The sequence below is a fragment of the Mesorhizobium sp. M9A.F.Ca.ET.002.03.1.2 genome, assembly GCF_003952365.1.
Classification (GTDB): domain Bacteria; phylum Pseudomonadota; class Alphaproteobacteria; order Rhizobiales; family Rhizobiaceae; genus Mesorhizobium.
In genome coordinates, this window is sequence record NZ_CP034443.1 from 630156 (window position 1) to 642957 (window position 12802).

A 12802-nucleotide genomic window follows, 5' to 3' on the forward strand; every position below is an offset into this window, starting at 1 on the left:
AGGCCGAGCCGGCAGTGCTCTTGCGGCATGCACCGACGCACCTCATCCGGCGTGGCGGAGATTGATTCCGCTGCCCTTGTCAAACAGCACCACCTTGTCCGGATCCCAGGCAAAGCGCACCGGCTGCTCGATCTCGACATCGGTTCTGGCCGGCACCGTGGCTCGCAGCATGGCGTCGCCGACCCGCAGCGTCAGGATCTTTTCGACGCCATGGTTTTCGACATCGTGGATGCGTGCTTCCACCGGCGCCCCGCTCTCGAGATAGACGTCTTCGGGACGAATACCGAAGACGAGCGGGCGACCGTCGGTCGCACCGCCCGTCTTGGCACCCCCCGCGAAAGGCAGCTCGAAATTCAGCGGCGCCATCACAGCGCGGCCGTCGACGAGCTTGCCGTCGATGAGATTCATCGGTGGCGAGCCGACGAAGCTTGCCACATAGGTGTCGCGCGGATTGTTGTAGATCTCATACGGCGTGCCGGTCTGGACGATGTGGCCATGGTTGAGCACGCCGACCTTGTCGCCCATCGACATCGCCTCGATCTGGTCGTGCGTCACGAACAGGAAGGTCGCGCCGAGCTGCATCTGCAGGTTCTTCAGCTCGGTACGCAGCGCCTCGCGCAGTTTGGCGTCGAGCGCCGACAGCGGCTCGTCCATCAGGAACACGCGCGGCTTGCGCACGATGGCGCGGCCGATCGAGACGCGCTGCATCTCGCCGCCCGAAAGCCGGTCGGTTTTGCGGTCGAGCAGATGCTCTATGCGCAGCGTCCTGGCGGCACGGTCGACGCGATCCTTGATCTCGGCGTCGGGCAGCCGGCGTATCTTCGGCTTCAGCGGAAATTCGAGATTTTCGCGCACCGTGTAGCGCGGATAGAGCGAATATTGCTGCAGCACCAGCGCCACATCGCGCTCGGCCGCACCCCAGCTGGCGACATCGACGCCGTCGATGAAGACCTGACCTTCGGTCGGCTTCTCCAGGCCGGCGATCATGCGCAGCGTCGTCGTCTTGCCGGCGCCCGTCTCGCCGAGCAGCACGAAGAATTCGCCGTCGGCGATGTCGAGATTGAGCCCGGTCAATGCGGTGTGATTGCCGAATGTCTTGGAGATATTCTTGAGCTGGATATGGGCCATCAGAGTCTCACCCCCAGTGACTTGCCGCTCGCCGTATCGAAGAAGTGCGCCTGGGCCGGATCGATCCTGGCAAAGACCTTCACGCCGGGCCCGCTGATGAAACCGCTTTTGGTGCGGGCGCGCAGCATCTTGGAGCCGACTTTGAGGTCGACGATGTCGAAGGATCCGAGCGGCTCGACGATCTGCGCCTCGACCGGCAAGAACCCTTCCGCCGCTTCGCGGCGAACGATGACGCCTTCCGGCCGGATGCCGAGAGCAAGTTTGTCGCCGGCATGGCCGTTGAGCTTCGACAGCAACGCGCGCGGAAACTCAAAGCCGGTAGCCACCCCTCCGACCGTCACCGAGGCCGACGAGGCTTTTTCCGCCACCGCCGCGTCGGCGACGTTCATCACCGGGCTGCCGACGAACTGAGCAACGAACAGATTGGCCGGCCGCGAATAGACTTCGTCCGGCGAACCGACCTGCTGCAGTACGCCTTCATGCATGATGACGATGCGGTCGGCGAGGCTCATCGCCTCGATCTGGTCATGGGTGACATAGATGGTGGTCGAGCCCTGCTTGATGTGCAGGCGCTTGATCTCGGCCCGCATCTCCTCGCGCAGCTTGGCATCGAGTGCGCCGATCGGCTCGTCCATCAGCATCGCCTTCGGCCGCCGCACCAGCGCCCGGCCGATGGCCACGCGCTGCATGTCGCCGCCTGACAGCGCCGACGGCTTCTTGGCGAGAAGATCGGTGATCTGCAGCGTCTTGGCGACCGAGCGCACCTCGCTGTCGATCTCGGCCCTGCTCTTGCGCGTCGCCCTGAGCGGGAAGGCGATGTTCTCGTAGACGCTCATATGCGGATAGAGCGAGAACGACTGGAAGACCATGGCGATGTCGCGGTCGGCCGCCTTGAGATGCTGGACCGGCTTGCCGTCGATGAGGACATCGCCGCCGTCGATAGTCTCCAGCCCGGCGATGGCGCGAAGCGTCGTCGTCTTGCCGCAGCCCGACTGGCCGAGCAGCACGATGAACTCGTTGTCGTCGATCTTGAGGTTGAGGTCCTTGATGACCTGGACGGCGCCGAAATATTTCTGGACGCCGCGAAGCTCGATCTGGGTCACGTGCGGCCCTCATTATGGTCGGAGACGTCGAAGACCCCGTCTGTTCTCTCGGTTCCATCGTCCGGCTTGCCGAACCAGTTGGTGCACAGGAAGGTGACGAGCCCGATCAAGATGATCGTCACCCCATAGCGGTGCAGGAAGAGATTCCACGGCTGGCAGAGCGCGATGATGCCGCACACCATCACGATCTCGGCCGTGCGCTGGATTGTAGCATGGCGGATCATTTGCGGATCGCTCCGAAGGACATGCCGCGCAAGAGGTGGTTGCGGAGCAGGAAGGTGAATATGGCGACCGGCAGCAGGAACAGGAAGGTTCCGGCGGCAATCACCGTCCAGTCCGGCAGGCCGGAGCCGACCTGGCTGGGGATGAAGGGCGGTGCCGTCTGGGCGCGGCGATTGGTCATGATCAGCGCGAAGGCATATTCGTTCCAAGCCGTGATGAAGCAGAACACGGCGGTCGCGGCGATGCCGGTGGCGGCCTCCGGCAGCACGATCTTGAAGAAGGCCTCCATGCGCGTATAGCCGTCGACGAGCGCCGCCTCCTCGTACTCCTTCGGAATCTCGTCCATGAACCCTTTCATCAGCCATACAGAGAAGGACAAGTTAAAGGCGGTGTAGAGGATGATCAGGCCCCAATGCGTGTCGTTGAGGCCGACGACCCGGTACATCAGGAACATCGGGATCGCCACCACCACCGGCGGCAGCATGCGCGTCGACAGGATGAAGAAGAGCAGGTCCTGTTCCCCCTTTATCTTGAAGCGCGAGAAGCCGTAAGCCGTGAAGGTGCCCATGCCGACGGCCAGGACGGTGGAGGTGATGGCGACGATCAGCGAATTCATGAAGCGGTTCGGATAGCCGGACCACTGCACCTCGCCCCTGCCCGAGCGCACCACCTTCTCGCCGCCGTCAAACACCAGCCGCTCCCACCACGGAGCGGCGGCGTATTGTTCCGGCGTCGGCGCGGTGCGCAACTGCGACCGCTTGGTGAAGAGCTTTACGAAGGGCGATATCTCAGGCTGGAACATCACCGTCGGTGGAATGGTGGTGGCAAGGTTGCGCGGCTTGAACGCCGTCGAGGCTATCCAGTAGATCGGCGCCAGGAAGATGATCGTGACGATCAGCACACCGACGATGGCGAGCTTGTTGAGCGAACGCTCGGTAGAGGTGGTGACAGCGGCCATTCTAGCGCTCCTTCACCTTGTTCAGGTATTTGACGTAGATGTTGGTGATCGCCAGGATCATGATCAGCACGATGTAGGCGAGCGCGCAGGAGCGCCCAGTCTGCCATTCCTGGAACGCCATCTTGTAGAGCCGGATCGAGATCACCTCGGTGGTTGGCTGGCTGGTCAGGATGTAGGCGAGATCGAAGGTCTTGAACGCCTCCATGGTGCGAAAGATGATCGCAATCATCAGAATCGGCGCGACCAAGGGCAGCGTGATGCGAAAGAAGGTATAGAACGAGCCGGCGCGGTCGATCGCCGCCGCCTCGTAAAGGTGCTTCGGCACTGCCGACAGGCCGGCAAGCGACAGCAGCATCACGAAGGGCGACCACATCCAGATGTCGGTGATGGCAACCGCGTAGAGCGCCATGTCGGGGTTGGACAGCCACTCGAAGGAGCCGAGGCCGAGCGTATAGTTGATGATGCCGAAGGACGGATCGTAGAGCAGTTTCCAGAACAGTCCGACGACGGCCATCGACAGCATCATTGGCAACAGCAGCAGTGTCGTCAGCAGGCCCTTCAACGGGATATCGCGGTTGAGCAGCAACGCCACGCCGAAGCCGACGATGACCTGGCCGACGACGGAGACGATGACATATTTGGCGGTGATGGCGAAATTCGACCAGATGAACGGGTCGTTGAGCAGCTCGCGGTAATTCTGCAGTCCGACGAAATTGGCCGCCGCGGGGCTCGACGCTCGAAAGTCGGTGAACGAATAGCCGAGCGAATAGAGCAGCGGAAAGATGTTGAAGACGATCAGGAAAACGATCGTCGGAATGATGAAGAGATTGCGGATCGTGAGGTCGCTCATGCCGCGGGCGGCGGAGCGCGAGTTGGGATCCAGCGTGGTCATGACTGCAGTGGCCAAGGCCCGTTCCTCTTTGGTCCGGAAAAGAAAACGGAAGGGGCGGGCTCCCGCCCCCTCCGAGCGTTAGTGCCGTTTACTTCGCGCGGTTGTATTTCTTGAACGTCGCGTTCCAGTCCGCGGCCAGCGAATCAAGCACTTCCTTGGCCGTGCCCTGATTGCCGGTGATGTAGGGATAGACGCGCTGGTTCATCTGGATAAGCAGCTCGGCATATTCCGGCGTCGCCCAGAAGTCCTTCACCTTGAACATGGTTTCGTAGAAGGCCTTGTTGTAAGGCGTGGCGTTCTGGAATTCAGGCGACTCGAGCACCTTGGCGCTTGCCGTGTAACCGCCGAGCTCCGCCCATTTCTTCTGCGTCTCGTCCTTGATGAACCATTCCAGGAACTTCATCGCCTCTTCCTGATTCTGGGAATAGGAGATGACGGAGATGCCCTGGCCGCCGAGCGCGGCGAACTGGTCGCCGTTCGGTCCTGGAGGGTTGGCGAAAAAGCCGGTGACCTTGGCATTCGGGTTAGAGGCTTCGTTGATGAGCGCCGGGAAGAAGGCGAAGTAGTTCATGCTCATCGCCGCCAGGTTCTCGGTGATCGCCTGGTTGTCCTCGATGAAGAAGCTCTTGGCCCAACCAGGAGGGGTGAAGGAATAGAGCTCCTTGTAGGCCTCGAGCGCCTTGACGTTCTGCTCAGAGTTGATGACGCCGTCGACCTTGTAGGTCGCGTAATCGCCTAGCTCGCCGCCGAAGGAGAAGATGGCGTTCTCGACGCCCATCACCAGCGCGTCATACGAGTTATCGGTGTAGATGGCGACGCCGTAGCGCTTCTCGTCGGGACGGTGGAAGAATTCGGCGATGTCGCGCAGCGCCTTGAAATCCTTCGGCACGTCGAGATCGTAGCCATACTTGGCCTTGAAGGCTTCCTTTTCCTTGGGGTCCTCGAACCAGTCCTTGCGGTAGGACCAGCCGACCGCGTCGCCCTCGGCCGGGATCGACCAGTACTTGCCAGAATTCGACGGATATTCGGCGTAGTACTTGACCGTCGCTGGCGCCATCACCTCCTTCAGATTGTGTTTGTTGAAGAAGTCGGTGAGGTCGACATAGTGTCCCGCCTCGGATGCGGCGCCGATCCACTGCGAGTCGCCGACCACCATGTCGTAGGCGCTGCCCTTGGCGTTGAACTCAGTGAATGCCTTGGTCTGGAAGTCGGACCAAGGCGTGGTTTCGACAGTGACCTTCACGCCGGTCTCGGCCTCGTAAAGGTTGACGAGTTCCTGCAGGTAATTGGCCGGATCCCATTCCGCCCAGAAAATCGTAAGCTCCTGCGAATACGCCGCCGTTCCGCTGGCAAGCGTCATCGCGATACCAGCAAGCATGCTGGTCATTGTCTTGCGCATGATGATTTCCTCCCTTGTGCTCATTCTACCGTGTCATGCGAGCCAGCGGCGAGGCGGGCCCGGGTAATTCCTCCCGTGATGGCATCGTTCCGGGAGCCTCCTCGCCCGGCCAGAATGGATCGCAGCCCTCACTTTTAATCCGCTTTATTGTCCTGATCTGGTATTACCAATTTCGGACGCACGTCAAGCTCTTTCTTGGACGATAGCGGAGCCCTAGACAAGCGGATTCCAGCAACATCTGCCTGTTTTTCCTAAATTTTCCTACTCCTTGATACGCAAGGGCCTTGTTTGCGCTACAGCATTGCGACTATTGTCAGTAGTCGGCATCCTCATCTGGTCGAACCAGATCGATACTATTCCGTGGCTGTCGCCCGTGCGCTTCTGTCTCCTTCGGTCATCGATTCCACCACTGCAGCCCGTACCAGGGCGCCGGCTGCCCATTGCGCCACCGACATCATCTTGCGGCTGTCCAACCCCCATATGTCCTTCAGCACGATGAGCACTTCGACGCCGAAGATCAATGACAGGGCCTGCGCCAGGCGCTTGAATTCGCGTGGCGGCAGCCGGTCCTTGAGCGGTGCGATCGCGTCCTTGAGCAGATCGACGCGATGGCCGCGCGTGAAGGCCGGCTCGCCGCCCAGCGTGCCGGCCTGCCGCCGCGCCCATTGGTCGAGCGACAGCTTCAGCGCCGCCTTGAAGGTCGCCTCGAAAGCCTCGATACGCGGCATGGCCGTGTCGAACAGTTCGGCGACCCGGCGTTCGGCATCGGCGGAGCTCGACTGCCAGGTGAGGATCGGCCCCAGCCCTTCGTCGACCACCGCCTGCACCAGCGCCGCCTGGCTCGGAAAATAGCGATAGGCGGTAGCGCGGGAAACCTGTGCCGCTTCCGCGACCTCGCTGACCGAGGGCGTGGCGCCCGCCTGCATCAGCCTTGTCGCCGTCTCCAGCATCAGCCGCCTTGTACGTGCGCGCGGCCCGCGTGCGGCTCCCCCACGCGCGGCTCCGGGGTCGGCGTCATCGTTCACCGCTTGTTGACGTGAGACATCCATATCAATACGATACGCGCGTCTCAAAAAATTGCAATGGCCTTGGCGCTGCCGAACGGCCGGGCAAGAGCGGCAGGCGGCAACGCCGAGCGCGCCGAAGACCGGGGAAACGCAATGAAGCGCATCTATGTGGTGGGCACCGCCGACACCAAGGGCGAAGAACTCGCCTTTCTTGCCGATGCGGTCGCAGCCACCGGTGCCATTGTTACGTGCGTCGATATCGGAACGCGTGGCGCGACCGTGTCGGTCGATGTCTCGGCCGAAGAGGTCGCCGGCCACCATCCCAATGGCGGCAGTGCCGTGCTGGGCATCGACGACCGCGGCACCGCCGTCGCGGCAATGGCCATCGCCTTCACCCGGTTTGTCCAATCGCGCACCGACATGTCAGGCATGATCGGTATCGGCGGCGGCGGCGGAACCTCGATCGTCACATCAGGCATGCGCGCTCTGCCGCTCGGCCTGCCCAAGATCATGATCTCCACGCTCGCCTCGGGCGACACGGCTCCTTATGTCGATGTCTCCGACATCGTCATGATGCCGTCGGTGACCGACATGGCCGGCCTGAACCGGCTGTCCCGTATCGTGCTGCACAATGCCGCCCAGGCGATATCGGGCATGGCTGCGAAACCGGCGCCGCCGCCCGACGGCAAACCGTCGATCGGCCTCACCATGTTCGGCGTGACCACGCCATGCGTGACTTCCATCGCCAATGAGCTTCGCTCGACCTATGACTGCATGGTCTTCCACGCCACAGGCACCGGCGGCCGCACCATGGAAAAGCTGGCCGACAGCGGCCTGCTGTCCGGCGTCATCGACATCACGACGACCGAGGTCTGCGACCTCTTGTTCGGCGGCGTGCTGCCGGCGACCGAAGACCGCTTCGGCGCGATCGCCCGCACCAAGCTGCCCTATGTCGGCTCGGTCGGCGCGCTCGACATGGTGAATTTCTGGGCGCGGCCAACCGTTCCGGAACGCTATCGCGGACGCTTGTTCTACGAGCACAATCCGAACGTGACGCTGATGCGCACGACCCCTGACGAAAGCCGCAGGATCGGCGAATGGATCGGCACAAGACTGAGCCTCTGCGAGGGACCGGTCCGGTTCCTCATTCCTGAAAAGGGTGTCTCGGCGCTCGACATCGAAGGCGGCGCCTTCTTCGACCCAGAAGCCGATGCAGCACTCTTCGAGGCCATCGAGCGCACGATCATGCCCAACGACACGCGGCGCGTGACGCGCCTGCCGCTGCACATCAACGATCCCGAATTCGCCAAGGCTGCGGTTGCGGCTTTCCTTGACATCGCCAGACAGTGAGAGACGAGATCATGCCCGCCATACCGCGCAAGAAGATCCTGGAAAAATTCCGCAAGATGATTGCCGGCGGCGTGCCGATCGTCGGCGGCGGCGCCGGCACCGGCCTGTCGGCCAAGGCCGAAGAGGCCGGCGGCATCGACCTGATCATTATCTACAATTCCGGCCGCTACCGCATGGCCGGCCGCGGCTCGGCCGCCGGCTTGCTCGCCTATGGCAACGCCAACGATATCGTCAAGGAAATGGCCTACGAGGTGCTGCCGGTGGTCAAGAAGACGCCGGTGCTGGCCGGCGTCAACGGCACCGATCCCTTCGTTATCATGCCGCTGCTGCTGGTCGAACTGAAGACGATGGGCTTTTCCGGCGTGCAGAACTTTCCCACCATCGGCCTGTTCGACGGCCAGATGCGGCAGAGTTTCGAGGAAACCGGCATGGGCTTCGGGCTTGAGGTCGACATGATCGCGGAGGCGCACAAGCTCGACCTCCTGACGACGCCCTATGTGTTCAACCCCGACGAGGCGCGCGCCATGACCAAGGCCGGCGCCGACATCATCGTCGCGCACATGGGCGTGACCACCGGCGGCTCGATCGGCGCGACATCGGCCAAGTCACTGGACGACTGCGTGACGGAAATCGACGCCATCGCCGCGGCAGCGCGCTCGGTGCGAAAGGACGTCATCCTGCTTTGCCATGGCGGACCGATCTCGATGCCGGACGACGCCCGCTACATCCTCGAACGCTGCAAGGGCCTGCACGGTTTCTATGGCGCCAGCTCGATGGAGCGGCTGCCGGCGGAAGCGGCGATCGCCAGGCAGACGGCCGATTTCAAGGCCGTGACACTTGGCGCCCAAATGAGTGCAAAGAAAAAGAAGGGATGAGACGATGACCGACAAGAGCAAGGTGTTCGTGTATCCGAAGGACGTCAGCGCCTTCGGCTTCGACTGGGGCAGGCTGTCGTTGACAGTGGCTCCCGAAGTGAACGGCGCGACGCGCTTTTCCGGCGGCGTCGTCGACCTGCCGTCCGGCAAGGGCCACACGCGCCACAACCATCCGGGCGCGGAAGAGATCATCTTCGTCATATCAGGCAATGGCGAGCAGATGGTCGAGGACGAGAACGGCAATCCGGTCGTTGAGAAGGTCGGGCCCGGTTGCACCATCTACGTGCCGGAAAGCCGCTTCCACTCGACACTGAACACAGGTGACGGGCCCATGCAGCTTTTCGTCGTCTACTCGCCGGCCGGGCCTGAGCTGGCGTTGCGGGAGTTACCGGATTTCAGGCTGCTGCCGCCAGGTAAAGGGTGAATTTGATTCTTCGTCGAAAGCAGCGCCGCCCCTCATTGTCCTGCCGGACATTTCTCCCCGTATAGTGGCGGGGAGAAAGACGCTGTCATCAACGCTTTCGCCAATTTTCGACGTTGCAAGCCGCGTCGAGGGTGCGGCCGTCCACCCTTCTCCCCGTCACTATACGGGGAGAAGGTGCCGGCAGGCGGATGAGGGGCAGCGTCTACCATCCGATTATGAATCCCCACCCCTGTTCCAACCCCTGCCCCGGTCGCCGAACATCACATAGCCGCTATCGGTTATCGCCAGTGTGTCCTCGAGCTTGATGAAGCCGCGCGTCGGGTGAAGCATCGTCGTCTCGACCGAGAGCACCATGTTTTTCTCCAGCGGCCTTTCGGCATAGGTGCCTTCATAGGTCACCGGATGGTTGGTCATCAGGAACGGCGCTTCATGCGTGATCAGTCCCATGCCGTGGGCGAAGAAATCGGTATAGGGCGCGACCTTGGATTTCCTAAGCACGCCTTCCGCGTGGGAGATCATGTCGGCCCCCAACGTGCCCGCCCTGACCTTGGAAAAGGCCGCCTGCTGCACCGTCTCGACCTCGGACAGCAGATCCTCCAACTCGGCGTCCGGCTCGCCGAGAATGCCCATGCGGCAGAGGTCGCCGATATAGCCGTGATAATTGCCGCCGGAATCGATCGATAACACCTCGCCCTTCTTCCACGCCTGCGGCGAGGCGGCCCGGTTGTGGCTGGAGCCCAGCGTCAACAGGCAATATTCGAAATGCGCGCCACGATTGGTCTCCTCGCGCCGCAACTGCTCGATGATCTCGCTCTTGGTCGTGCCTTCGCGCGCCCAGGCAATGGTTGCCAGCATGGAATCGGTGATCAACTCGGAGGCGGCGCGCAGCTTGGCAAGCTCTTCGTCCGTCTTGATGGCCCGCATCCGCTCCAGCATGTCGGTCGCGTCGATCAGCGTGGCGTCGGGCAGCGCCTTGCGGATCAGCATATAGGCGTCGGAAGGCAGAAAGGCAGGCTCGATGCCGATGCGGGCTTCGCCCTTGCCGATTTTCTTCAGATGCTCGACGGCAAGGTTGGCGGCGTCGAGCGTGCCCCAGCAGGCGGCGTGGAAGGTCGGCGTCCAGAACGGGTGGTTCTGGTGCTCGCCTCCCTCCATTCGGTTGCCGATATAGGCGGCGTGGTCCGGCCCGCCCTTCTCGTAGACGACAACAGGCAGATAGCGGCTATGGCCTATCGCATCCATGGCCGCGAAGAAGATGAACTTGTAGCCGCCAAGCAGGTACTGCGTGTTGTGCTTGGAGGTGGCGAGCAGCACATCGATGCCGGCCTCCTCCATCAGCCGATCGACCCTGGCATGATCGAACGGGATGGCGCTGACGGCATTCTTGCCCGGGGCGACGTTCATCTTTCTCTCTCCCTGAATTCCTTGGCCGGTCGGTCGGATCGCCGGTTATTTTCGATGCTGATCTTCTGGCATCGGTCAAATCTGCACTATTTTTTCCAGTCTGGTCCAGCCAGAAATAGGTGGAACGGCGGCGTCAGCGCAGTCCGTCGTCATACACCGCAACATTCAGCCCAATCTGGTCCTACCAAATAAGTTCGGATTGAACCGCTTTCCTGTAACTGGTCCAGCGGACGAAATTTTCAAAGCCACAAGAGGATGCGCCAAATCCGTCTCTGGCGAAACCCTCGGCAAGGCTCATAATCACTCTTGTAAGGATGCTGTCTGGCATCCGAGGGTATCGGCCCACCCCGACCGGGTGGCTGAGGGGGACGGAGTTCGAGCATGTCAGAGTTCACGATTTCCAGGCGCACGGTGCTTGCCGGTTCGGCATTGCTTCTGGCCTCGACGGCGCTGCCGACCATAGGTCTGGCGCAGACGCCGAGGAAAGGCGGGCGGCTGGTCGTCGCCGCCGATTCCGAGCCGCGTAACCTCAATCCGGCAATCGTCGCCTCCAACGGCGTGTTCTTCATCTCGAGCAAGATCGTGGAAACGCTGGCCGAGGCCTCCTTCGACGGCAAGGACGGGCTCGACCCGCGCCTCGCGCTCAGTTGGGAAGGCGCTGCCGACGGCCGGTCGGTGACATTCAAATTGCGCGAGGGCGTCAAATGGCATGACGGCAAACCCTTCACCTCCGCCGACGTCGCCTTCTCGGCGCTGCAGATCTGGAAGCCGCTGCAAAATCTCGGCCGCACGGTGTTCAAGGATCTGGAGGCGGTCGACACGCCGGACGAACTGACGGCCGTGTTCAAATTCGCCAAGCCGACGCCGTTCCAGCTGATCCGCAACGCCTTGCCGGCGCTGAGCAGTGTGGTGCCCAAGCACATCTACGAGACCGGAAAGGTCGAAGAGAACCTGGCCAACAACGCGCCGGTCGGCACCGGCCCGTTCAAATTCGCCGAACACAAACCCGGCGAATATTACCGGCTGGCGAGGAATGCCGACTATTGGGGCAAGGACGAACCCTACCTCGACGAGATCATCTATCAGGTGCTGCCGGACCGCACCTCGGCAGCAAGCGCGCTTGAGGCCGAAGAAATCCAGCTCGCCGCCTTTTCCGCCGTGCCCCTGGCCGATCTCGACCGCATCTCCAAGGTACCAGGCCTCAAGGTGATCACCAAGGGTTATGAGGGGCTGACCTATCAGCTCGTCGTCGAAATCAACCATCGCCGCAAGGAGCTGGCCGACCTGAAAGTGCGCCAGGCGATCGCTCACGCCGTCGACAAGGATTTCGTCGTCAAGACAGTGTTCCTCGGCTACGCCGCCACGGCCACCGGCCCGGTGCCGAAAAACGACCCGCAGTTCTATACGGCCGATGTGCCGACCTATGCCTTCGACGTGGCCAAGGCCAACGCTTTGCTCGACGAAGCCGGTTACAGCAAAGGCGACGACGGGAAGCGCTTCTCGCTGAAGCTGCTGCCGGCGCCCTATTTCAACGAGACCAAGCAATTCGGCGACTATCTGCGCCAGGCGCTCGCCGCCATCGGCATCGATGCCCAGCTGGTCAACAACGACTCGGCCGCGCACATCAAGGCCGTCTACACCGACCACGCCTTCGACCTTGCGGTCGGGCCGCCGGTGTTTCGCGGCGATCCGGCAATCTCGACCACCATTCTGGTGCAGAGCGGCATTCCGGACGGCGTGCCTTTCTCCAACCAGGGCAGCTACAAGAACGACGAACTCGACGCCCTCATCGCCAAGGCATCCGAGACACTCGATACGGCGGCCCGCACCGAACTCTACAAGGAGTTCCAGAGACAAGTTGCTGAAGACCTGCCGCTGATTAACGTCGCCGAATGGAGCTTCATCAGCGTCGCCCGCGACACGGTCAAGAATATCGCCGACAACCCGCGCTGGGCGGTTTCGAACTGGGCGGACACATATCTGGTGGGCTGAAGCTGCGGTAGATTGAGATTGACCTTCGCCAACAGGTGAAGTTGGTAA

At 62.0% G+C, this 12802-nt stretch carries 12 protein-coding genes; 4 read left to right on the plus strand and 8 right to left on the minus strand.

Annotation, left to right across the window (positions count from 1 at the left end; all coding sequences use genetic code 11):
- Positions 1–42: 42 nt before the first annotated feature.
- From EJ066_RS03120 to EJ066_RS03150, 7 genes are all read right to left on the minus strand, one after another.
- Complete coding sequence (locus EJ066_RS03120; protein ID WP_126034823.1) at positions 43–1128, minus strand: ABC transporter ATP-binding protein; 1086 nt, start codon at positions 1126–1128, stop codon at positions 43–45.
- Positions 1128–2231 (minus strand): ABC transporter ATP-binding protein, encoded by a 1104-nt coding sequence (locus EJ066_RS03125; RefSeq protein WP_126034825.1) that lies wholly within the window; start codon positions 2229–2231, stop codon positions 1128–1130. Before EJ066_RS03125 ends, EJ066_RS03120 begins: the two co-directional genes overlap by 1 nt.
- Positions 2228–2455, minus strand: coding sequence for a hypothetical protein (locus EJ066_RS03130; RefSeq protein WP_126034827.1), 228 nt, complete (start codon positions 2453–2455; stop codon positions 2228–2230). Before EJ066_RS03130 ends, EJ066_RS03125 begins: the two co-directional genes overlap by 4 nt.
- A complete protein-coding gene (locus EJ066_RS03135; RefSeq protein WP_126034829.1) occupies positions 2452–3411 on the minus strand; it encodes a carbohydrate ABC transporter permease in 960 nt (319 codons plus the stop codon). The genes EJ066_RS03130 and EJ066_RS03135 overlap by 4 nt, the downstream gene beginning before the upstream one ends.
- A gap of 1 nt (position 3412) precedes the next feature.
- The gene (locus EJ066_RS03140; protein ID WP_027153143.1) at positions 3413–4318 is read right to left on the minus strand and encodes a sugar ABC transporter permease; all 906 of its coding nucleotides are present in this window, start codon (positions 4316–4318) and stop codon (positions 3413–3415) included.
- Positions 4319–4391: 73 nt separating this feature from the next.
- On the minus strand, positions 4392–5702 hold the full coding sequence (locus tag EJ066_RS03145; protein WP_126034833.1) for an extracellular solute-binding protein: 1311 nt from the start codon (positions 5700–5702) through the stop codon (positions 4392–4394).
- Positions 5703–6055: 353 nt separating this feature from the next.
- The gene (locus EJ066_RS03150) at positions 6056–6751 is read right to left on the minus strand and encodes a TetR/AcrR family transcriptional regulator (protein WP_126034835.1); all 696 of its coding nucleotides are present in this window, start codon (positions 6749–6751) and stop codon (positions 6056–6058) included.
- 111 nt (positions 6752–6862) lie between these two features.
- On the opposite strand from EJ066_RS03150, the gene EJ066_RS03155 reads away from it, so the two are divergent.
- Genes EJ066_RS03155 through EJ066_RS03165 form a run of 3 tightly spaced genes read left to right on the plus strand, consistent with a single transcriptional unit; the run spans position 6863 to position 9358 of the window.
- Entirely contained in the window at positions 6863–8059 is a 1197-nt protein-coding gene (locus EJ066_RS03155; protein ID WP_126034838.1) for a Tm-1-like ATP-binding domain-containing protein, read from the plus strand.
- Positions 8060–8070: 11 nt separating this feature from the next.
- Positions 8071–8934: a phosphoenolpyruvate hydrolase family protein gene (locus EJ066_RS03160; protein ID WP_126034841.1), complete on the plus strand. Its 864-nt coding sequence runs from the start codon at positions 8071–8073 to the stop codon at positions 8932–8934.
- Between the two features lie 4 nt (positions 8935–8938).
- Positions 8939–9358, plus strand: a complete 420-nt coding sequence (locus EJ066_RS03165) for a cupin domain-containing protein (protein WP_126034843.1) — start codon at positions 8939–8941, stop codon at positions 9356–9358.
- Positions 9359–9571: 213 nt separating this feature from the next.
- On the opposite strand, the gene EJ066_RS03170 is transcribed toward EJ066_RS03165, so the two are convergent.
- Entirely contained in the window at positions 9572–10762 is a 1191-nt protein-coding gene (locus EJ066_RS03170; RefSeq protein WP_126034845.1) for a Xaa-Pro peptidase family protein, read from the minus strand.
- Positions 10763–11143: 381 nt separating this feature from the next.
- On the opposite strand from EJ066_RS03170, the gene EJ066_RS03175 reads away from it, so the two are divergent.
- Positions 11144–12754 carry an ABC transporter substrate-binding protein gene (locus EJ066_RS03175; RefSeq protein ID WP_126034846.1) on the plus strand — a complete coding sequence of 537 codons (1611 nt, stop codon included), beginning with the start codon at positions 11144–11146 and terminating at the stop codon, positions 12752–12754.
- Positions 12755–12802: the final 48 nt, after the last annotated feature.

What these genes read in the sequence shown, in the direction of transcription:
- EJ066_RS03120 (WP_126034823.1), bottom strand. Translation starts at nt 1,128, where the DNA reads ATGGCCCATATCCAGCTCAAGAATATCTCCAAGACATTCGGCAATCAC.
- EJ066_RS03130 (WP_126034827.1), bottom strand. Translation starts at nt 2,455, where the DNA reads ATGATCCGCCATGCTACAATCCAGCGCACGGCCGAGATCGTGATGGTG.
- EJ066_RS03135 (WP_126034829.1), bottom strand. Translation starts at nt 3,411, where the DNA reads ATGGCCGCTGTCACCACCTCTACCGAGCGTTCGCTCAACAAGCTCGCC.
- EJ066_RS03145 (WP_126034833.1), bottom strand. Translation starts at nt 5,702, where the DNA reads ATGCGCAAGACAATGACCAGCATGCTTGCTGGTATCGCGATGACGCTT.
- EJ066_RS03150 (WP_126034835.1), bottom strand. Translation starts at nt 6,751, where the DNA reads ATGGATGTCTCACGTCAACAAGCGGTGAACGATGACGCCGACCCCGGA.
- EJ066_RS03155 (WP_126034838.1), top strand. Translation starts at nt 6,863, where the DNA reads ATGAAGCGCATCTATGTGGTGGGCACCGCCGACACCAAGGGCGAAGAA.
- EJ066_RS03160 (WP_126034841.1), top strand. Translation starts at nt 8,071, where the DNA reads ATGCCCGCCATACCGCGCAAGAAGATCCTGGAAAAATTCCGCAAGATG.
- EJ066_RS03165 (WP_126034843.1), top strand. Translation starts at nt 8,939, where the DNA reads ATGACCGACAAGAGCAAGGTGTTCGTGTATCCGAAGGACGTCAGCGCC.
- EJ066_RS03170 (WP_126034845.1), bottom strand. Translation starts at nt 10,762, where the DNA reads ATGAACGTCGCCCCGGGCAAGAATGCCGTCAGCGCCATCCCGTTCGAT.
- EJ066_RS03175 (WP_126034846.1), top strand. Translation starts at nt 11,144, where the DNA reads ATGTCAGAGTTCACGATTTCCAGGCGCACGGTGCTTGCCGGTTCGGCA.